Annotated in this window: 15 protein-coding genes; 5 read left to right on the plus strand and 10 right to left on the minus strand. The window is 37.5% G+C overall.

The genetic code is table 11. From position 1 onward, the window contains the following. The first annotated feature begins 113 nt into the window (after positions 1-113). Positions 114-2,552, plus strand: a complete 2,439-nt coding sequence (locus ABIQ28_RS07980) for a hybrid sensor histidine kinase/response regulator (protein ID WP_348036362.1) — start codon at positions 114-116, stop codon at positions 2,550-2,552. Here ABIQ28_RS07980 and ABIQ28_RS07985 read toward each other — a convergent pair. The 3 genes from ABIQ28_RS07985 to ABIQ28_RS07995 form a co-directional block, all read right to left on the minus strand. Beyond that, positions 2,530-3,876, minus strand: coding sequence for a sigma-54 dependent transcriptional regulator (locus ABIQ28_RS07985; RefSeq protein WP_348036363.1), 1,347 nt, complete (start codon positions 3,874-3,876; stop codon positions 2,530-2,532). The two genes, ABIQ28_RS07980 and ABIQ28_RS07985, sit on opposite strands and share 23 nt — an antisense overlap. 116 nt (positions 3,877-3,992) lie before the next feature. Beyond that, positions 3,993-4,295 (minus strand): hypothetical protein, encoded by a 303-nt coding sequence (locus tag ABIQ28_RS07990; protein WP_348036364.1) that lies wholly within the window; start codon positions 4,293-4,295, stop codon positions 3,993-3,995. Between the two features lie 59 nt (positions 4,296-4,354). Next, positions 4,355-4,657, minus strand: coding sequence for a hypothetical protein (locus tag ABIQ28_RS07995; protein ID WP_348036365.1), 303 nt, complete (start codon positions 4,655-4,657; stop codon positions 4,355-4,357). A 327-nt stretch (positions 4,658-4,984) separates the two neighbouring features. Here ABIQ28_RS07995 and ABIQ28_RS08000 point away from each other — a divergent pair, with 327 nt between their 5' ends. Further along, positions 4,985-5,947: an NAD-dependent epimerase/dehydratase family protein gene (locus tag ABIQ28_RS08000; RefSeq protein ID WP_348036366.1), complete on the plus strand. Its 963-nt coding sequence runs from the start codon at positions 4,985-4,987 to the stop codon at positions 5,945-5,947. Between the two features lie 350 nt (positions 5,948-6,297). On the opposite strand, the gene ABIQ28_RS08005 is transcribed toward ABIQ28_RS08000, so the two are convergent. The 6 genes from ABIQ28_RS08005 to ABIQ28_RS08030 form a co-directional block, all read right to left on the minus strand. Further along, positions 6,298-7,683: a pitrilysin family protein gene (locus tag ABIQ28_RS08005; RefSeq protein ID WP_348036367.1), complete on the minus strand. Its 1,386-nt coding sequence runs from the start codon at positions 7,681-7,683 to the stop codon at positions 6,298-6,300. Positions 7,684-7,695: 12 nt separating this feature from the next. Beyond that, positions 7,696-9,009, minus strand: a complete 1,314-nt coding sequence (locus ABIQ28_RS08010; protein ID WP_348036368.1) for a pitrilysin family protein — start codon at positions 9,007-9,009, stop codon at positions 7,696-7,698. A 405-nt stretch (positions 9,010-9,414) separates the two neighbouring features. Then, positions 9,415-10,449 carry a TlpA disulfide reductase family protein gene (locus tag ABIQ28_RS08015; RefSeq protein WP_348036369.1) on the minus strand — a complete coding sequence of 345 codons (1,035 nt, stop codon included), beginning with the start codon at positions 10,447-10,449 and terminating at the stop codon, positions 9,415-9,417. A gap of 18 nt (positions 10,450-10,467) precedes the next feature. Then, positions 10,468-11,889, minus strand: a complete 1,422-nt coding sequence (locus ABIQ28_RS08020; RefSeq protein ID WP_348036370.1) for a RagB/SusD family nutrient uptake outer membrane protein — start codon at positions 11,887-11,889, stop codon at positions 10,468-10,470. Positions 11,890-11,903: 14 nt separating this feature from the next. Further along, the gene (locus ABIQ28_RS08025) at positions 11,904-15,401 is read right to left on the minus strand and encodes a TonB-dependent receptor (protein WP_348036371.1); all 3,498 of its coding nucleotides are present in this window, start codon (positions 15,399-15,401) and stop codon (positions 11,904-11,906) included. Between the two features lie 154 nt (positions 15,402-15,555). Further along, positions 15,556-16,674: a FecR domain-containing protein gene (locus ABIQ28_RS08030; protein ID WP_348036372.1), complete on the minus strand. Its 1,119-nt coding sequence runs from the start codon at positions 16,672-16,674 to the stop codon at positions 15,556-15,558. A gap of 244 nt (positions 16,675-16,918) precedes the next feature. Here ABIQ28_RS08030 and ABIQ28_RS08035 point away from each other — a divergent pair, with 244 nt between their 5' ends. The 3 genes from ABIQ28_RS08035 to ABIQ28_RS08045 all read left to right on the plus strand — a co-directional run bounded on the left by ABIQ28_RS08035 (position 16,919) and on the right by ABIQ28_RS08045 (position 19,199). Beyond that, positions 16,919-17,473, plus strand: a complete 555-nt coding sequence (locus ABIQ28_RS08035; protein WP_348036373.1) for an RNA polymerase sigma-70 factor — start codon at positions 16,919-16,921, stop codon at positions 17,471-17,473. Positions 17,474-17,761: 288 nt separating this feature from the next. Continuing rightward, positions 17,762-18,235: a PA2169 family four-helix-bundle protein gene (locus tag ABIQ28_RS08040; RefSeq protein ID WP_348036374.1), complete on the plus strand. Its 474-nt coding sequence runs from the start codon at positions 17,762-17,764 to the stop codon at positions 18,233-18,235. Between the two features lie 481 nt (positions 18,236-18,716). Further along, the gene (locus ABIQ28_RS08045; RefSeq protein ID WP_348036375.1) at positions 18,717-19,199 is read left to right on the plus strand and encodes a PA2169 family four-helix-bundle protein; all 483 of its coding nucleotides are present in this window, start codon (positions 18,717-18,719) and stop codon (positions 19,197-19,199) included. Between the two features lie 364 nt (positions 19,200-19,563). On the opposite strand, the gene ABIQ28_RS08050 is transcribed toward ABIQ28_RS08045, so the two are convergent. Continuing rightward, positions 19,564-21,264 (minus strand): DUF2207 domain-containing protein, encoded by a 1,701-nt coding sequence (locus ABIQ28_RS08050; RefSeq protein WP_348036376.1) that lies wholly within the window; start codon positions 21,262-21,264, stop codon positions 19,564-19,566. Positions 21,265-21,311 lie beyond the last annotated feature (47 nt).

The following is a 21,311-nucleotide window of genomic DNA, read 5'->3' on the forward strand; positions in this document are numbered from 1 at the left end:
TAGCTTTTCAATTATTGATCTCATTCAACTAAATTTAATTCAACACAAAATAGTTTTAGGGGCAATGCGATTGAAACACATTTTTTATCTTGGCCCAAGTTTTAAATGTGTTTATGAAATCATCTAACAGAAAAATCACTTTCAAGGTTCTTTTTGGCTATATCGCACTGGGGATATTAGCGGCAATTTCAGGATGGCTGGTGTTTTCTGAATTGGGCAATTTTACCGCTACCCAAACTGACGACCTCAAAGAACGTCATAAACTCATAAAAATAAGTGGTTTGGTGGCCGATATTTATGAGAATGAAAGCTTGGCCAGAGCAGCGCTTCAGATGAATACGGACGAAAAATTTAGTGCCTATATTTCGCAAAATGATAGTCTTATTACCACTATTGACACCTTGATGGTTTTAGTGAACAATCCTTATCAAAAGGCACTTTTAGATAGTGTGAAAGTAATTTTCGACAAAAAACAACAAGACCTGAATGAGTTGAGACGTCTTAAAAACACAAGCAGCTCTGAAAACTCCATCGAACAAACCATTAACAAACTAAAGACTATTGATCCTATTTTAGGAAAATCGACCTTAGAAGATCTTGTGGAAAATCCGAAGGGAATGGATCCCAAGACCAAAGAGGTCTTAGAGGATTGGGTGACCTATTTAAATGAAGTCAAAACAAAAGATCCTGTAAACGAAGTCGATCAAAAGGAAATTGACTCCATCGTGACCACTTCACGCAACATGCTCAATAAAATTCAAAAAGATTTCGCTGCGCAAAAGCAATCCTTGATGCTTAAGGAGCGCGAACTGGTGGAAAACGATTTGACAACCTCTCGTCAATTAAGAAATCTGCTTCGCACATTGGAACGTGAGATGGTCGCCTCTTCTCAAAGTATCATTACCCAACGTCAAAAAGCACTGGATAGAGGCACGACGATCATTTCATTGTCGGCCATTGTCAGTTTTATTTTGGTCACCATTTTTTCATTTATCATTTTAAATGATTTTTGGAAAAGTCAGGAGTATCGCGATGAACTTGAAAAATCCAATGCCTACACCAACTCCCTATTAAAAAGCAGGGAGCAATTGATCAATATGGTCAGTCATGATTTACGATCGCCATTGAGCACCATTTCTGGCTATAGTGAATTGCTGCACAAAACCGCGCAAAACAGCAAAGAGGAAAACTATTTGGACCATATTAAAAATGCTTCCAGTTATATGAGTCAATTAGTGGATGACCTCTTAGAGTTTTCCAAATTGGAAGATGGTCATATTACAATTGAGATGGTGCCTTTCTGCCTCAATAGTCTTGTGGATGAAACCACTGAAAACATTAAGGCCATTTACGCCGACAAACCTATTGAACTCATCATAAATCAAGACCCAGCGCTTGACATTACGATTGCCTCCGATCCTTTCCGAGTGAAACAAATTTTATACAATCTTATCGGCAATGCCTATAAATTCACTGATAAAGGCAGTATTACCGTCAGCACTAAATTGCAGGTAAAAAACAGAGCTTATAGTGCCGTCATAAACGTTTCCGATACAGGTATTGGCATTAGTAAAGAGAAACAACACGATATTTTTAATGCCTTTACCCAAGTTAACGAAATCAGTAATGCCAAAAATTCCGGTTTTGGTCTGGGATTAGCGATTTCAAAAAAACTAGTGAATTTATTAAAAGGTCAATTGACTTTAGAGAGCGCACCTGGAAAAGGAAGCAGTTTTGAATTCTTTTTTCCGGTAAAGCTTTCTGATCAACCTTTGGAGATTAAAGCAGTCACACCATCCAACGCAAATTTCAAATTAAAAGCCGTCGTGGTGGATGATGATGTGTCACTGCGCCAACTCATCGTTGATATTTTAGAGCAACATGAAGTGACCACTCATGCCTTTGAAGATGCCAAAGCAGCACTTTCCGCATTGGAAAACCTGTCTTATGACGTGATCATTACCGACATTCAATTGCCAAAAATGAATGGTTTTCATTTTATGGAAACCGTAAAACAATTACCATTTTATAAACAGCAACCCATTATTGCCATGACGGGCAGAAAGGATATTGATACGGAAGAATATCTCAACAGTGGCTTCTCAAAAGTGGTTTACAAACCTTTTGAAGCCCACATTTGGTTTGATATTTTAAGTGAATTATTTCCAGAAAGCATCACACAACCTGAAGAAGATCATAAAAAAACAACTTTCCGATCCGACTATTTTGACACCAATTCCATCGCCGGATTTTTAAATTATGATGAAGAGGCTTTAAAATCGCTTTTAGAATTATTTTTAAAAGACACCAAAAAACACATGGCCGAGTTAAAATTGGCGCAACAGCAAAACGACCTGCAAACCATCAAGGACCTGAGTCATCGCATGCTCACGATGTTTAAGCAATTAAAAGCCACTACTGTGGTGCCTCACCTAGAAATATTAGAGCAGAGCCCTGTTGTGGACAATCAACTTTTAGAAGCGTTAGAAATTAAGCTCACGGCTTTTTGTGAGGACATGGAAGCTTATATCACTCCAAATCATACTCCTTGAGTTTGTTGTAAAGTGTTTTTCGGGAAAAATTAAGCAATTTTGCCGCTTGGGTTTTATTGTTGTTGGCCTCTTGAAGGACTTTTAAGATCAACTCCTTCTCATTCGTTTTTGCAGAAAAAGAAGGTGGCGTTACTTCTTTTATAGGTGCAGCAGACAATTCATGGGGAAGCACTTCCTTTTGAATTACATGACCAGTGGTCAATAAAGTGGCACGTTTGATAACGTTGGAAAGCTCACGCAAATTCCCTGGCCAAGAATAGGTTTGGAATATTTTTAAAACTTCTGGAGAAAAACCGATGATGGATTTGTTCAATTGCTGATTGGCATTTTCCAAAAAGAAATCGGCATAAAGAATAAGATCATCCCGGCGTTCTTGCAAATTAGGAACTTTGATAAAAAACTCATTCAATCGGTGGTATAAATCTTCTCTAAAATCGCCTTGCTCCACGGCTTTCAGTAAATCCTCATTAGTCGCCGTCAACAATCGAATATCGACTTCAATTTCGTCATTACTTCCGATAGGTTTGACACGTCTCTCCTGAAGTGCTCGCAATAATTGAATTTGGTTTTCGTAAGTTAAATTCCCCACCTCATCCAAAAATAAGGTACCACCGTTGGCGGCTTCAAAATGGCCTATTTTATCATTGATGGCTCCTGTAAAAGAGCCTTTTTTATGTCCAAAAAATTCGCTAGCCGCTATTTCCTTTGGAATGGCGCCACAGTCGACCGCAATAAAAGGCTTATTTTTTCTCGAGCTTTTTAAATGAATGGCTTTAGCGACCACTTCCTTACCTGTTCCACTTTCGCCTGAAATCAAAACCGACATGTTTGTAGGTGCCACCAGATTAATATGATCATACAACACCTTTGAGGCGGCGCTAATCCCAGTTACAAACCCTGCCTCAGCTTTAGATTGATTTTTTGGTGTGGAAGGTGTTGGGTCTTGTGGTGTTTTTGTTTGATGTTTTTCGTTCAACGCATTTTTCACGACCTGCAATACCTCTTCCGGATTAAATGGTTTAGAGATATAATCAAAAGCACCATCTTTCATGGCTTTAACAGCGGTGGAAACTTCGGCGTAACCTGTCATCAGAACCACAGGAACAGAAGCGTCCTTGGTTTTAATATGGTTCAATAATGCAATCCCATCGCCATCAGGAAGTCGGAGATCAGTAAACACCAAATCAAAAGTCGAATTCTTAACTTTCGTTTTGGCATCTTCAAGGGTGTAAGCTAAGGTAACCTCATGCTGATGGCGCTCCAAAAAACGTCGTAACATTTCAGAAAAACTGACATCATCTTCAACCAACAAAATCGCGCTCATAGCTTGTTCATTTTTACAAAAATATCAAGTTAAACTCAGTAAACCTTCTAAAAAAAACATAAAAAAAAAGGACGTTCTATAAAAACGTCCTTTTTCTGCTTAAATAAAGTGGATTCTTAGTCTTTTTTAATCCAGTGTCCATCCTTATCAGCGTACACCGTTGATGCCGCTCCATCAACGGTAATCTCTAATTTATATTCTTGCTTATGGTTGACATAAGCTTTATTAAGAGTCGCGGTCTGAAAATCGGCTGCCAATGCATCTTTTACAGCTTTTGGAAGCGCTGTGGTTTTTATTTCCTTATAATCGTCCTGTACGGCTACCACTATTTCATCGGTTTGTTTGATTGCAAATGCTGATGTGGCATAGGTTGATAGTCCTCCCAATACGATTGCTGCTGTTAAAATTACTTTTTTCATGATGTTATATGTTTTAAATGTTTATTTGAGATATGTTATACTACTATAATCGATGGAACTTATTCCTTTTCAATCCAGTTTCCGTCCTTGTCAGCGTATACGGATGACTTCGCGCCATCAACAGTAATGTCCAATTTATACTCTTGCGCATCATTTACATAAGCTTTATCAAGCGTGGCAGTTGGAAAATCTGCTGCCAAAGCATCTCTCACAGCTTGTGGAAGTGCATCTACTTTAATTTCTTTATATTCTTGATTTATGGTTATCATTATGGCATCTGTTGTATTCATTGCGAATGCTGAAGTTGCATAAGTTGATAATCCTCCTAATACGATTGCTACTGATAAAACTACCTTTTTCATAATCTTTTAAATTTTATTGTTTAACTGTTATTTGTTTGTTGTGTTATTATCTAATAAGAAATAAACATGCCATTGCAGCGATCAGCATGAAGCAGACCTCTAGAAATCTGATTATCAGGACAATAACTAGATTTACCGGGATTTTTAATTTTTGAAAAGTGTGTAAAAACTCAATTTTCACGTAACAGTCCGTGTAAAAATTATACAATGATCTACTTTTGAGAGGTTTTAGTTAAACATGACATTATATGAATCATAAATTCATTCCATAAAACAGGATAATCTTCATCAAAAAACTTTGTACTTTTGCCTTCAAATCTATCAACAATGGCTCAAAAAATTCTAATTATTGGCGCAGGTGGCCAAATTGGCTCTGAATTAACGCTTAAATTACGAAGCATTCATGGCGATGAAAATGTTATCGCATCAGACATCAATTATAACAATCTTGACTTAGTCAATTCAGGAATTTTTGAAATTGTTGACGCACAAGATTACGGTTCAATCTTGCTTTGTGTAGAAAAACATCAGATCGACACCGTTTATTTAATGGCCGCTATGTTAAGTGCTACGGGAGAAAAGTACCCTATGAAAGCTTGGGACTTGAATATGAATTCCTTATTTCATGTTTTAAATCTTGCGAAGGCTAAATTTATAAGTAAAGTATTCTGGCCATCAAGTATTGCCGTTTTTGGACCAACCACTCCTAAAGATAATACACCTCAGCACACCGTTATGGAGCCTACAACAGTTTATGGGATGACCAAACAAGTGGGCGAACGTTGGTGCGAATATTATTATGATAAATACGGTGTTGACGTGCGCAGTATCCGCTATCCGGGAATCATTAGCTGGAAAACCATGCCAGGAGGCGGCACCACAGATTATGCTGTTGAAATTTATCACAAAGCCATCACTGATGGAAAATATGAAAGTTTCCTATCAGAAAACACCGAATTGCCAATGATGTTTATGGATGACGCCATTGATGCGACCATTCAAATTATGGATGCACCTGCTGAATCATTATCTATTAGATCATCTTATAACTTGGCCGCCATGAGTTTTACACCTAAAGACATCGCTGCTGAAATTAAAAATCACATCAAGGATTTTACCATTACCTATAATCCGGATTTCAGACAGCAGATTGCCGATACATGGCCAAAATCAATTGATGACAGTCTTGCCAGAAAAGATTGGAACTGGAACCATCAGTTCGATCTCAAAAAAATGAGCGCTGAAATGTTGACCGAATTAGGCAAAAAATACGCTACTTCCGAAAAATAATTTTCAAAAGATGATGACATTCTATTGATTTAAGAGATGCACCCTTAAATGAGGTATCATTCTCTTAAATCCATAGTGTCATGAATTCTAAATTAGCACCAATTATTAGTGCTTCTATTGGCTTATTGCTGGTTGTTGGAAGCTTTTTTATCCATGATTTCTACACGTCTGAAGATCTTGATGTTACTATCAAAAAGCAGATGTCATCATGCCTGCAGCGCATCGGGTTTATGCCAACATGAAGATGCCGTAGCCCACATATAAAAAACAACTCCCAAACAAAACACTGACAACCTCATTTAGGTCTTGTTTTTTCTGGGAGTTATTAGATAACACTTAAGTGCCGTGGATTACATTTTCGGATAAGTATTGATTTCTGTCTCAATTACTTTTCCATATTTTTCAGCAATCTTTTTTATTTCTGAGGCTTTTCCAATTAAGACAATCTGTAGTTTATCCTTCGGGAAATAGGTTTCAATAATTTGATTGGCTTTTTTCAGATCCAAGGCATCAACCGTTTTTTGAAAATTGTTGATAAAGGATTTATCCAAATCATACCAAAACATTTCTCCTAAAAGCACCGAAAGCTGTGTAGCCGTTTCATATTTAGGTGGAAATTGTCCTTTTACATAATTTTTGGCCGAAGCTAACGATTGCTCATCCAAACCTTTGCTATGCAGTGTATTTAAGACCTCCAAGGCTTTGTCAATGGCTGGCTCGGTCGTTTCGTTTGCCGTAAATGTCGAAATCGTAAAGGACCCGCCGTATTTCAACGCATCAAACCTGCTATTGGCACCATAGGTTAACCCAGAATTAACTCTTAATTCATCGTTTAACATGGAGGTAAATCGGCCACCAAATAGGGTGTTGATAATGGAGATATCTACAAATTCTGGATTATTTCTGCTAATGCCTGGCGATCCAATATAGAATGTTGTTTCCTTTGCATCGTCCTTGTTTACCAATAATACCCTTGATTCCGAAAAAACAGGAAGTGGTTTTGAGGCCAAGTTGACTTTTGGGATTGCCGATTTTTTCCATTCGGAAAACAATTTGGTAATCATGGTTTTCATTTCCCTACTGGAAAAATCGCCCACAATGCTTATCGCTGAACCATTTGGGGAATAATTGGCACTGTAAAACTCCTTTAAATCTGAAGCTTTTAAGGCGCCTACGGTTGCTACAGTCCCTTGAGGGATATTGCCATAAACGTGATTGCCATAGATCAATTGGTCAAAATAGGAAGGAATGATGCTTCTTGGGCTTTCCTTTTGTCGTTCTAAACCAACAAGCGCGCGATTTTTTTCCTTCTCAAATTCTGCTGCGTCAAACGTAGGATAAAGCAAGATGTCTTTAACAATGTTCAATATTTCCTTTGAGTCCTTGGCTGCAAATTTTGCGTTTAGGGAAGCATATTCCTTGCGCGCCGTGGTATTGATGTTGGCACCAACAAAATCCAGCGCTTCATCCAATTGCGTTTTGGTATAATTCTTTGTACCCAATTTAAGCGCATCGGCAGTAAAAGAGGCTAAACCAGCCTTTTCGCCATCGTATATAGCTCCCGCAGGAAGGATCACATTAAGTGCAATTACAGGAACTTCATGCTGTTCCATCAAATTAACGACAAGACCATTAGGCAATGTAAAGCTCGTGTAATTAGGCAATTGAAATGCTTGTGCCACTATAATTGCCGGAGTTGCCAGCAGTACTATTATAATTAGAATTACTTTTTTCATCAGATTTCTACCTTAATTTTCAACATTTGATTTTAAAACTCCCACAGTCCTATTGCTTTTTGAAAAATATTTTTTAGCAACATCTTGAATATCCTTTACCGTAACTTTATTATAGTTTTCAGGAGCACTGAACATTTTATTATAATCCCCGAAAAAGACTTCGTAGGTACCAAGCGTATTGGATTTTCCATTGATCGTTTCCGTCTGGCTGTAAAACTCCATTAATTTCTGATTCTTAACTTTCTGAAGCTCAGTTGAACTGATGCCGTCTGTTATTATTTTATCGATTTCGATATAAATTGCCTTTTCCAAATCAGACTCATTTACATTTCTATTTGCAACTGCTCCAATAGAAAACAAGCTAGGGTCGAATGAAGTATCAAAAGATGTAAATACTTGTGTGGCCAATTGTTGTTTATCCACCAATTCTGAATATAATCGCGAGGACTGCCCATTACCCAAAATTGAACTCAACATACTGAGCGCATAATAATCTTCATTTTTGGTTTCTGGTGTATGGTATGAAATCAGAAGATAAGGCGTGGCGACATCTCTCTGCTCTGTAATGCGACGCTCTCCTGTTTGTTTCGGTTCAACGATATGCACTTTTGGTGGTTCTGGCTGTGAAGGAATAGGTTCCAAATATTTTTCGGCCAAGGCTTTTACCTTGTCAAATTTAAGTGCTCCCGAAACGATCACCACAGCATTGTTTGGCGCATAATACGTCTTGAAATAGCGTTCCAAATCAGCTTGGGTCCAATTTTTCATGTCATCCTCATAACCAATCACTGGCCAATGGTACGGATGTTCCTGAAAGGCGGTAGCCTGAACTGTTTCAAACAACTGTCTCCAAGGGGAATTCTCAAGGCCGGTTCTGCGCTCGCTTAACACCACGCCGCGCTCACTTTCTACCATGGAAGGATCGATGCTCAAATTGGCAATACGATCACTTTCCAGATCGAACATGACCTCGGCTGCTGAAGCTGGGAACCAGTCCGTATAAACTGTTACGTCTGAAGTTGTATAGGCATTATTGGAACCGCCATTGAACTCCATAGTTTGATCGAACATTTTAGGACCATATTTTTTGGCGCCATTAAACATCATATGTTCAAAAAAATGGGATAAGCCCGTAATGCCTTGATATTCATTACGGCTGCCCACTTTGTAAAACAAATACATATTAGCATTGGGAATGGAAAAATCCTCAACAACTAAAAATTTCATTCCGTTTTTTAAAGTAAACGTTTTAACATCATCAACCTTCATTTGTGCGCTGCCTAAATGTGAAGCACCCAGAAGGAATAAAAGCAATAGTTTTTTCATATAGTAAAGCAATGGTTTATAAGACTTTTTTATAAAGTGATGAAATTTACGAGATTTAGTCGCAACAAAATAATTATTCGAGTTTTGATTTAAAATCTAGCCCTTGACTGAAAAGTATAAACAAGTTAGAAATTAACCTGATTTGAATATGGAGGCCATAATTTGGTTCTTACTATATAATTGGCAGTCTAACATACATTCTTAAAAGCGTTTCCTAGTTAAAGTAAAACGGTTTTTATAAAAACATTCTATAATCTAAATAAAATCGGTAGGTTTATTTCAATTAATTGCTGGAATTGGGAATATAAAATTAGACTCAAAAAAGGTCATCCAAAATGAATGACCCTTTTACTACTTTATCGAAGGCTAATTCAAATTAAAGTATTACTACTAATCTCAAAATTTTTAAATATCTAAACTGTTAAGAAGGTCTTTCAACTTTTCTTCTGAAGGTCTTGGTGCATCGTAAGCAACAATATTACCTTGTGGATCCAACAGGATAAAACGTGGAATGCCATAGATGTAATAATCCGCAAAGAACTGTGATTCTGTCGCATTATCAGCCATTAACTGGATGCCGTGCATGTTTTTGTCCTTGATCATTTTACGCCATTTCTGTTCATCTTTAGGCTGATCAGCAGAAATACTCAAAAATTTGATGTTTTTGCCTTCATATTGCTTTTCAACTTTGGCCAAAAATGGAATTTCATAAATACAAGGCACACACCAAGTTGCCCAAACGTCAATATATACATAGCTGCCTCTATAATCGGCTAAAGAACTTTTACCACCATTGTAATTGGTATAATTTTTAAAATCAGGAGAAGGCTTCCCTTGGCCCAACTTGGCATTGATTTCCAATTGCTCTTGGTGTTGTCCTTCCATGTTGATTTTAAATTCCTCTATGTCTGCTCTTTCTTTGGCTACAAAAGCGGAGTCTAGAACATTTGCTTTCTTATCCAATTCTGTATTAAAATCTTTTAAAAACTTGTGGGTCGTCGTATTGAAATCTTCGGCATTCAAGCCTAAGTACTCTTTATAATCTTCTCCAAAAAGTCCTGCTACATGCTTAGACTTAAATTTTAAAAAGTTGTTTTCATCTTCGCCCTTTCCTTTAAAAGTGATGGTTTCCTGAATTTTTTCGGAATCAAAATCCACTTGAAGATCCATGTCATTTTTAAGATACATCACAAAGATGTTGTTATAAACAGCATTGTACGAGGTTGGCTTATCCAACTTTAAAGTGTCTCTAAAGTTTCCGTTTTTGTCCACTTCAATAATTACTGATTTTGAAGTTTCAGGATTGTAAAGACGAAGACTAATACTGTCATTTACATTCTTGATAGTACCGTGAATCACGGCATAATCTTTAGGAACATGTGGTTCTTGCTTACAAGAAGCAAACAACACGATCATTGCAATTACTACTAAATTTCTCATCTGTATTATTCTTATTTATTAATATCCAGGATTTTGGACGATGTTAGTATTACCAATCCTTACCTGAGAAGTCATTGGCAATATAAATTTATCTTTAGAAGTCAAAGTCGACTTAATGGTTGACGCACTAAGATTGCCTAAGATATCATAACGAACAACATCAAACCATGGCTCGCCATTTTCAAAAAACAATTCCAAAAGTTTTTCCTGACGAATGTCTTCTAGCAAAGTAGTCTTATTTGAAAGCGTTTTCTCAGCTACGCCTGCCCGCAATCTGATCGTATTTAAACTCTCTAAGGCCGCCTCAAGATCTCCTCCAACACGTCTTGCTTCCGCTTCAGCGTGAATCAAATAGAACTCTCCTAAACGCAAGTGGTAAATGGTATTGTTTTGTCCTCCCGAAGTCGTTCCAAACGGATATTTACCTTGCGTATTTACACCTTGAGTATCATCAGAATAAGCATAACTAAAACGTGGATCATAACCAGAGCCTTCTTCAAATAGATCGCCATCGTTAGAAGTTCCCACTTGAGCATCAGCTAAACTTCTTAAGCTTTCACTAAAAGTTGTTCTGTTGATCAAACCCATTTGGCTTCCTCCTTCAGCACCTTTTCCGGAGAATGGTGCGAAAATAACTTCTGAAGAGTTAAAACTGTTCATGAAAATACTTCCATAATTAGCTTCCAAGGCATAACCTTCGCCATTATTGATCACTTCTTCTGCAAGTGTTGCAGCCGTGTCAAAATTGCCTAAGTACAATTCTACTTTAGCCAATAATGCTTTTGCGGCTAAACTACCAGAATAATAATGATCCACATAAACAGGCCCATTTTCGGAGGCATATTGTAAATCAGATTGGATCTGTGCGTAAACTTCTTTTACGGAATTTCTTGGTTGTGCGACGATCTCATTAGCAAATTCGGTTCTTACAACCACACCATAGGGGGAGTTAATATCGTAGAACTGTCCAAAATAACGCAATAAGTTAAAATAGGTAAACGCGCGTTGAAATTTGGCTTCAGAAATCATTTCTGCTTTACGCGAATCAGATATATCAATGGCTTTTCCTGCTTCCAATTCTTGAATCAAGAAATTGCTCAAATTTATGATTTTGTACAATCCATTGTAAAGGTTGGTCAAATATATGTTTTGAACAGGCACTTCATTGGTGTTAAAACCCTGATAACCCGACAAGCCGTTTCCAACAATGCGTCCTTCATTTCCATAAGCTGCTAAATACAGCGGGAAGTTACTGACGTCAAATTCACGACCCAAATCATAAACGCCATTAAGAACGGACTGCGCTGAGGCGGCATCTCTAACTGCATTTTCTTCAGTCAATTGATTGATAGGCTTGATATCATCAATGCTACAACTCGTAGCCAAGACGATGATTGACAAGCAGAGGATTGATTTTAATAATGTGCTATATGTTTTCATTTAGATATGTTTTTTTAGAATTGAAGTTGAACACCTACAGAGAATGATTTAGCCAATGGATACGGATCTTCGTTATTCACTTGGTCAATGATGCCACCTCTTTCTGAAAAAGTTTCAGGATCAATACCTGGCCATTTGGTCCATGTCAATAAGTTGGTTCCTGTAAGCATTAATTTCGCATCGCTAACTCCGATTTTTTTCATGAGTTGCGGATTGAAATTGTAGCTCAACTGTAAACTTTTTAATCTCAAATATGAAGTGTCATACATATATCTGTCTGAAATACGTCCACTTGCAGAAGGATCAAAATAAAGTGCTCTTGCATAACGAGCGTTAGGAGTTTCTGGTGTCCAGGTGTTCAATGCATACTCACTGTATTTGTTTTCTCCCAATTGGTTGAAAGTTCCCCTTGGAATAGCATCCCAAAGCGATTCAGCACCAACAGAGTACTGTAGCAATGCTGACAAACTAAAGCTTTTGTAGGTGAAGGTATTTGAGATTCCTCCAAAATAATCAGGTTCAATATTACCGATAATCTCGCGGTCGTCAACAGTAATGCGTCCATCACCATTAGTATCTGCATACATATAATCACCAGCTCCCGTTGAGAATTGATCGTAAACTCCCGTTGGAGATGCATCGTTTAGGGCATCAACTTCATCTTGTGATTGGAAAATTTTGGTCACTTTATAACCTTTAATGGTTCCGACCGGTTGACCTTCAACAAAATAATCTAATTGGTATGGGTTGATGTTAGAACCATTTAGTTTATCTAATTTGTTTCTGTTAATTGAAAAATTGACATTGGCAGTCCACAAGAAATCTTCAGTTTTGATGATATCTCCACCCAAACTTACTTCCACACCTCTATTGCTCACATCTACAAAGTTTGCATAATACAAAGTAGAACCCAACTCATAAGGAATTGGCGTAGGAACCAAGCCTCCTTTAGTCTTTCTGCTATAGACATCCACACCACCTCTTAAACGCGATTTGAAAAATTCAAAATCCAAACCGAGGTTAATTTCCTCAGTTTCTTCCCAACCCACATTTTTATTAGGAAAGTTATTGCTAAATACTAGTGCAGAATTCCCTTGATAAAGATCATTGGAGTCTGATTTTAAAAACTGTAAGTATGCAAAATCAGAGATGTTAGTAGAACCAACACGTCCTGCACTTGCTCTTAATTTTAAGACGTTGACCGTTTCATTCTTTGCAAGAAATTCTTCATTGGCAATATTCCAGCTCACAGACAACGATGGAAAACTAGCACGTTGGTTGCTTGGGCCAAATTTTGAAGACGCATCCGTTCTATAATTGAGCGTTGCATTGTATAGATTTCTGTAACGGTAAGTCACACGAGAGAACAGAGAGTTCATCCCATTTTCCACTCGGTTGCTGCTATAAGCCTGAACAGATTCGGCAGAAGAACCGTTAATAAGAACATAGTCATCTGGAAATCCTGCGTAAAACTGGCTACTTCTCTCCAGATTAGTTCGATCCCAAGCGGCACCCACCATAAAATTAAAATGGTGATTAGCAGACAGTGTTAAGTCATAGTTGGCTTGCAAATTACTAGTGATATTAGACACCATCGTATTTGATTCGTTCAAATAAGATTCGTTTGGAGCGCCAAAATAGGTTTGTGTTCTTTTTGGAATAAATGAACTATTGTCGGTATAAAAAACAGCGGCGTTGACATCTGCTTTAACTTTCAAATGTTTTACTGGCTCAATTTCTATATAGGAATTTCCAATAAAGTTGTAATTTTTGTTATTGGTTTTGTTTTGCAAACGCAATAATGGACTCGGCTCCAAAGTTTCAAATCCGTAAGCATAATCTGGCTGCGCCAATAACTGTCCGTTGGCATCGTACACAGGTAAGTCAGGACGTGCACGTGCAATCGAGGTATTGATGGTATACTCTCCAAACAAATCATCTTCTCCAGAATTTGACTCTGTATGACCTATATTAATCGATCCACCCACTTTTACACGTTTGGCCACATCGGTATCCAAGGACATGCCCAAAGTATATTGTTTTAAGCCATCTCTTACAGTCAAACCATCTTGATCAACAAACCCTAAGCTCAATGCATAGTTGGTTTTTTCACTACCACCCGCAACACTCACGTTAGCTTGTTTGGTTATGGCTAAACTTCTGAAAACTTCCTTGTTCCAATTGGTATTTGCCTTTCCAAAATATTCTTCACGCAAACCACCATAATTGACCATGAATGTATCAAAATCAAGTTCAACATTGCCTATATTATCCAAATCAAAAGCAAAGAAAGGATCTAATTGACCAGCGTTCATGGCATCCACACTGTTTCCGATCATCAGATCATAAAAATTACGATATTGATTAGCGTCCAAAACTTTGACTGTATTAATAGGTTGCGCCAAAGTGGTAGCATAAGATAAATTTATGGAGGCCGCTTGGTTACGTTTTCCTTTTTTGGTATTAATAATGATCACACCATTCGCACCACGAGATCCATAAATGGAGGTTGCAGCAGCATCCTTTAAAACATCAAAACTTTCAATGTCGGCAGGATTCAAGGTTAACAAGGCATTTGAAGCACCTGCACCATCAATATTAAAAGGTATCCCATCAATAACATATAAAGGTTGGTTCAAACCTGCAGAAGAAAAAGGCGAGGTCACCCCTCTAATATTCAAACGCACGGGAGATCCTGGACGTCCAGTACCTTGGGACACTTGCACACCTTTTACCAAACCACCCAGGGCGCGGTCAAAACCAACACTTCCGGTAGCAGCTTGTACAATGTTTTCTGTTTTTAAAGAAGATACCGCTCCTGTAACGTCTTCACGTTTTTGCTCGCCGTAACCGATCAATACCACTTCATCCAACTGGCTAAAATCTTCTTTCATAACCACATCAACAATTGTGCTATCTCCTAGAGTAATACGTTGGGTTTGATATCCTAATGAAGAGAAAACCAAAACTTGGCCATTACCTGGCACTTTTATGAAATATTCCCCATTATAATTGGAAACAGTCCCAGCATGAGTGCCTTCAAGAACCACGGTAACGCCCGCCATAGGCATCCCCGTTTCATCAATGATAATACCATTAAACTCACGTTCTTGAATAACTTGAGCCGTTACAGAAGGCTCTAGTGGAGCACCTGCTTTTTTCAATACGATTTGATTGCCCAAAATTTGATAGGTCATCCCCTTATTTTGAAACAACTGCGACAACAATTCCATAACCCTAAGATTATCAGCATTGACGGACACTTTTTGTCGAACATCCAAGTCCTTAGTATTGTAGAAAAAATGCAGATCGGTTTGATCTTCGATTTGTTGAAATATTTGCGTCATTGAAACGGCATCTTCATTCAACGTTACTTTCTGGTTTTGGCCATAACTATTAGAGGCATTAACTTGCAACAGACTGACAAACAAAAAGAGGAGAGAAAATTTCATCTTCAGATGGGATTGGTTCAAAATGCACGAAAGCACATTTTTAATTCGTTGTTTTTTCATAAGTTTACATCGATTTAATTGGTTAACAAACGGTTGAATCACTAATTAATACTGAGGAAGGTGTTGGCGCATCTTCCTTTTTTTCTCATTCCCACGTAGGTGGGAATCTTATAATGTTTCTACTAATCCCATAGCTATCGGGAGGAATCTCATCTTATTTCGGTTTGGTAATCGTTACTACACCATTCTTTATATTATAATCAAACTCTATATAGGTCTGAAATGTTTTTAAAACTTGATCAATAGTTTCACTTTTAAAGGTCGCTGTAATGTTGATGTCATCCAGGGCACTATAAGTGTTATTGAACGTTACATTATATTTGCGTTCTAATTTATTCTCGATCACGACAAAAGGATCATCTACAAATACCAATTGTCCTTGTACCCATGCCACATATTTTCGAACGTTTACTGGGATTAATTCCAATTGATCACCATTAAAAAACACTTTTTGATTAGGCTCTAAGACTTTAGAATCCTGAGCAGACAATTTGTTATGTGCTGCCACTTTTCCTTCTACCAATACGGTAAAGGTTTTATGATCATCTTTATAAGCCGACACATTGAAAAGTGTTCCTAAAACTTCGACATCCATATCTTGTGTATTGACTATAAATGGATGCTCTTTATTTCTGACAACATCAAAAAAAGCCTCACCGTTTAAGTACACTGTGCGATTTTTTTCATTGGCAATAAACTGAACTGGATACCTAAGTTCTGAGCCCGCATTCAATGTGACTTTAGACCCGTCAGACAAGGTAATGCCAAAAGTTTTTCCGTAAGGCACTTTTAAGGTGTTATAGCGAAGAACTGTTTCTGTAGAATCCTGAACATAAACCAACTCGTGATCTTTTTGCTCAGATACTTTATGTCCTGAGGCATTGTTTATGACGGCATTTTGACCTTCATTAACGATTTGAATCGTCCCATCTTCCAATTGTAAAACAATTTGTGTTTCACTTGGCAAGTGCACCACATCAGCGGTACGCTGATAAATGCCATAGCCGATAATGGAAACCCCAACAAATATGGCCGCATATTTCAAGAGGTTTAGAAAGCCACCAGAACCTTTACTGCGATTGATTTGCCTGAGGACGTTCTGATAGGCTTTTTCCGCATCCACATGACCATTCAAGCTGTTCAATTCATGGTTGACCCGTACAAGTTCCTTGAATTTCTTTTGGTTCTTTGGTTTTTGGAGCCACCGCTTCAAAAGCTCCAAATCTTCATTGGAAACAGAATCGTTTAAATATGTAATGATAATCTTTTTCAAAATATGCTTGACTTATTTACACCTATGATGCGCAAAAAATGATTTACCCTTAAGAAATTTTAAAATTATTTTAATAAAAGGTATTAAATTTACCATCGCGTTGAAAAAAAGCGTTGAATTCAACCGTCTATTTTGAAGCTGCCGAACGGCAGACATCTATTTCAATGGCTTCCGAAACGTCGGGATTCAAAATAGAGTTTCGCTAATTAATATTAACTTCATCGCAAATTTCACAGAATCCGCAATGAATGACACTAGTTTAATTGGGCAAATAAAAGAAGGTAACACTTTGGCTTTCAAGTATTTTTTTGAGCGTCATTACCGTCCGCTATGCTCCTATTTGGTCAATTTCACCAATGATATTCATGCCGCAGAAGACCTAGCACAATTGGTTTTTGTGGATTTCTGGAACAAACGCGACACGATTGAAATCCGCTCTTCAGTAAAAAGCTATTTATATAAAATGGCCTACAACCAATTTCTGACCAGATTGCGTCAAAAAAAGAAAGAAGGCAGCGTTTTGGAACAGCTCAAATATGAAGCCCTCCAAACCATTGCCGTACCCACCGAAGCTGAACTAGAACAAAAAAACCAACGTTTATGGCGTGTGATCGAACAATTACCAGAGCGTTGCCAAGAAATTGTCAAACTTAAAATGGACGGTTTAAAATATAGAGAAATCGCAGACACCCTTGGACTTTCAGTAAAAACAGTGGAATCTCAAATGCGCGTGGCGTTTATAAAAATTCGAGAAGATTATAAAGAGGATTTGTTGCTGTTTGTGTTGATGATGGACTAAGGTTTGTATAAATAAAGAAGCACCTTAATTTGATTAAATTGCCCTTGATGACCACTAAATTTCCCATACTTCGCTCAAAAACTGGCGACAGAACCCACCGGATCCTGTTCCTGTTATTTGGCTTCGATACCACTTCATAATCGCAACATAATCGATTGGCCCACAACCATATTAACTTTTTTTAAGAAATATTAAAACTTGTGTTAATACCTTCCCAAATAAGATTTTTTTAAGATAATTTTGAGAGTGATGTTTGTAAATTAGTGAGGAACTTAAAAATCAAATATTATGAAAACCACAATAGAAAAAGCAAAGGAACAAGCACATAAAGACACCGTAAACGTATTGCAAGGTATTTTAGAAAAGAACTATGACGCCGAAAAAGGTTATAAAAAAGCGATGCAAGATGCGAAAACACCTGCATTAAAAAACTTCTTACAAAAACAAGCCGTACAACGCAGTCATTTTGCAACAGCCATTGATAAAGAACTGCGCGATCTCGATGAAACTCCAATAGAAAGTGGTAGTCTAACTGGAACATTGCACCGCGCATGGATTGAAATTAAAAGCTCAGTAGCGGGCAATGACGATGCAGCGGTATTGGAAGAAGTGATTCGTGGAGAAAAAGCAAGTGTTGATGAATATCAAGAGGTCATGAAAAATAACACTCTAGCCCCAAAAATTAACAGTCTATTAAAATCGCAATTAAGTGATATTCAAGACACACTCAGTCGTGTAAAAACACTTGAAGATATAGTTTAAAAAATAATTATATAAAATTGGAAGCCGTCTCAAAACTAATTGAGACGGCTTTTTTATGAAATCACCTTCCAACTCACGAATGTAAAGCTCAAAGGAATAAATATTAATTTTAAACTTACAATTAGGCCTATAAAAAGCTTATACCACTTCCCTGGAAGCTCTTATTTCCCTAGAACATCCAGTGCGCGTGTTGAGAAGAAATGGATAATTCATAAAACATAGAATTTGTCGGATATTTGAATATCTCTAATAAATATGTTGAGGCTCATACCACAAAGGCATCTCCATCTTTAGTTCAAAAACTTGTAAGAGAGCGGATGGATTCTGTTTCTCCTATTGAAAATTAAACCGACATTACGACCTTCTGTTTTCAGGATAAATAACTGAATAACAAACGTTAACGTTGTGCCAAATGTGATTTCTTTAATACAATAATAAGAATTATATGCCTATACTATAGATAATCAAGAAATTATAAATTATGAAAACCACATTAGAAAAAGCAAGAGAAAAAACAAATAGAGATACCGTTAATGTTTTACAAATTATTATAACCAAGAATTATGATGCTCAAAAAGGCTATAGAAAAGCAATGGTTGACGTAAAAAATCCTGAATTAAAAACATTTTTACAACAACAAGCTCGACAACGTAGTAATTTTCTAACTGAAATTGATCAGGAAATTCGCAGCTTAAACGAAATTCCAAAAGAAAATGGCAGCAGAACTGGAACCTTGCACCGCGCTTGGATTGACGTTAAAAACTTTGTCGCTGGCAATAACGACGAGACTGTTATTGAAGAAGTCATTCGTGGTGAGAAAGCGAAGATTAATGAATATCGAGATGTACTGAAAAGAAACACCTTAGCACCACAAATAATTAGTATGCTGCAATCGCAATTAAATGGCATTAAAAACACTCTTAAGCAAGTAAAAACACTTGACTTAGAAGTATCACTTAATTAGCAATATGCTAATCTACTTCGTTACCTAAAAAAACTTAAGACATTAGGACATAGGACGTAAGACAATACATTGTTAAAAAAGAGGTGTTTTGCTCAGAATGAATGAGTCTTATGTCTTAAGCGATACACTGAGTTTATCGAAGCGTCCTTTTATCTTATGTCTATTTTGACCATTGTGTCAGTTTACGGACAACCATTATTAGTAATGAAAAATTAAAATTGAAGACCTCTTGAAAACCTCCGTAATGGAGGTTTTTTTATGTTTTTACAGCCTCAATAAGAGCATTTATTTCAGATTGAGTTTACCGAAATTATTAAATCTATGGAATTTATTTAGCGCGACTCTACTTTGAATTGTAATTCCATTACCAACTCCCACCGCCACCGCCACCAAATCCGCCACCCGATGAACCTCCTCCCGACGATCCACTGCTACTAGTAGTCGGCGAGCTGACCATTGTCGATTTAGCTGATGACATCGTATTGGCAAATGAATTGGAAAAACTATTCATCGTTAAAGGTACCGTTGATGATGAACTGTACCAAGTTGGCGGTGGTATGTTTAACGCTTCGAACTTGCTTGCCCATTTGTCAAACAAACCAAAAGCAAGGGCATAACCCATGGTGGTTTCAAAATAATGAGGATCTTCAATGATCAGCATTTTCAATTTGTTGATTTCGGCGACTTTGATGAATTGTCTAAACCCCTTCAATTCTGATAATGCGGTGTTTCCTTTCGGGTTCTTTTTAATCATATGCTTGTTCATGATGATGAGCAAAATCGTCAGAATAACATAAGCGATCATGGCGACAAAGCCCCAAACCGTTAGAAGCGTCGGAGCCAAAACCAAGGCTAATAAAAAAAGGACGCCATAAGTAATATTCCGCACAAGCTTGGCGCCAGATTCATAATAAGGTTGCGCTTCCTTCTTTAAAGAACTTCGGGCACTACTCATGCTGGTGTAGAATTTATCTTTCAAACTACTGATCAAAACCTCTGTTTGATCTGGATTGATGGATGTGCCAAATAACCCTTTAAATATGGTTCTTTCATAACTAGGAGCATCGTCTGGCAGTGGTTTTAGAGCAATCAATTTGGTATCAGCTTTTGAAAACCAACCTTTTTTGGGAATCTCCTCAATCCGCAGAAAGCCTTTCGAACCCCAATAAGGAATCAGGGAAATCAGATCGGAGACATCATCGGCATCATTAATCAGAAACCCAGCCATGGCAGGATCCATGCCATTAGGAGGAAAATAACTGGTAATACTAACCACCTCATCATCTTTACCATAACGCAGCCAAGTCATAAAAAAACTGCCAAGTAATACTGCCAGTATTAATGTCCACCCGTAATCCGTCCAAAATGGCCATAGTGGTTTGATTTCAGCAATTGAATTTGGCGGGAGATTAATTAAGATGGTCACACTTTGACCTTGATAGGACTTAAAAGCTGACTGACTCCTACCCTCTACAACACCATTCGCCACCGTAAAATTTATGTCGGGGCTCACTGTGGTAGCGCCCACATCTCCTGAATAAACAAAAACAGCATCGTCATTTACACTGATTGAAGATGGCAAATGGATTTTAAATTCAATATTACTAAAAGTCGCCAGCCAGTCACTGGGTTTTAAATTCCAATAGAATTTATCCCCATCCGATTCATGCAAAAACGCATTGGTTACACGGTATTTGATTTCATAATGTTGCGGGCCCATCACAGTTTTATCGGCATCGCCAATCTTAATTTGATAGGTTCCGGTCAGATTCTGTTCAAATCCGAAAGGCGTTTCAAATTTATGCCCGGGCACTTCAACCTTGCTGATTTTTGTCTTTCGAATCTCCTGATTTCCTTCTTCGGTCAACAAATCATACTTAGTCTGGATATCACGATAAATACCGTGTTTTGGCATATCAAATGTGAGATCGTAGGTTTCCACCACATCAAAATAACCTTCCTCATGGATGGTAATTTCCACCGAATACTGATCCACGGTAAAATCTTGCGCATATCCGAATTTAAAACTCAGAAGAAACAGCAGTAAAAGTGATATCTTTTTCATGGCACAAGCCTAAAACACAGCGAAATAGAAGGATTCAAGATTAAATA

Origin of the sequence: Gelidibacter sp., from assembly GCF_039916245.1 — a bacterium.
GTDB lineage: Bacteria > Bacteroidota > Bacteroidia > Flavobacteriales > Flavobacteriaceae > Gelidibacter.

What these genes read in the sequence shown, in the direction of transcription:
- ABIQ28_RS07980 (WP_348036362.1), top strand. Translation starts at nt 114, where the DNA reads ATGAAATCATCTAACAGAAAAATCACTTTCAAGGTTCTTTTTGGCTAT.
- ABIQ28_RS07985 (WP_348036363.1), bottom strand. Translation starts at nt 3,876, where the DNA reads ATGAGCGCGATTTTGTTGGTTGAAGATGATGTCAGTTTTTCTGAAATG.
- ABIQ28_RS07990 (WP_348036364.1), bottom strand. Translation starts at nt 4,295, where the DNA reads ATGAAAAAAGTAATTTTAACAGCAGCAATCGTATTGGGAGGACTATCA.
- ABIQ28_RS07995 (WP_348036365.1), bottom strand. Translation starts at nt 4,657, where the DNA reads ATGAAAAAGGTAGTTTTATCAGTAGCAATCGTATTAGGAGGATTATCA.
- ABIQ28_RS08000 (WP_348036366.1), top strand. Translation starts at nt 4,985, where the DNA reads ATGGCTCAAAAAATTCTAATTATTGGCGCAGGTGGCCAAATTGGCTCT.
- ABIQ28_RS08005 (WP_348036367.1), bottom strand. Translation starts at nt 7,683, where the DNA reads ATGAAAAAAGTAATTCTAATTATAATAGTACTGCTGGCAACTCCGGCA.
- ABIQ28_RS08010 (WP_348036368.1), bottom strand. Translation starts at nt 9,009, where the DNA reads ATGAAAAAACTATTGCTTTTATTCCTTCTGGGTGCTTCACATTTAGGC.
- ABIQ28_RS08015 (WP_348036369.1), bottom strand. Translation starts at nt 10,449, where the DNA reads ATGAGAAATTTAGTAGTAATTGCAATGATCGTGTTGTTTGCTTCTTGT.
- ABIQ28_RS08020 (WP_348036370.1), bottom strand. Translation starts at nt 11,889, where the DNA reads ATGAAAACATATAGCACATTATTAAAATCAATCCTCTGCTTGTCAATC.
- ABIQ28_RS08025 (WP_348036371.1), bottom strand. Translation starts at nt 15,401, where the DNA reads ATGAAAAAACAACGAATTAAAAATGTGCTTTCGTGCATTTTGAACCAA.
- ABIQ28_RS08035 (WP_348036373.1), top strand. Translation starts at nt 16,919, where the DNA reads ATGAATGACACTAGTTTAATTGGGCAAATAAAAGAAGGTAACACTTTG.
- ABIQ28_RS08040 (WP_348036374.1), top strand. Translation starts at nt 17,762, where the DNA reads ATGAAAACCACAATAGAAAAAGCAAAGGAACAAGCACATAAAGACACC.
- ABIQ28_RS08045 (WP_348036375.1), top strand. Translation starts at nt 18,717, where the DNA reads ATGAAAACCACATTAGAAAAAGCAAGAGAAAAAACAAATAGAGATACC.
- ABIQ28_RS08050 (WP_348036376.1), bottom strand. Translation starts at nt 21,264, where the DNA reads ATGAAAAAGATATCACTTTTACTGCTGTTTCTTCTGAGTTTTAAATTC.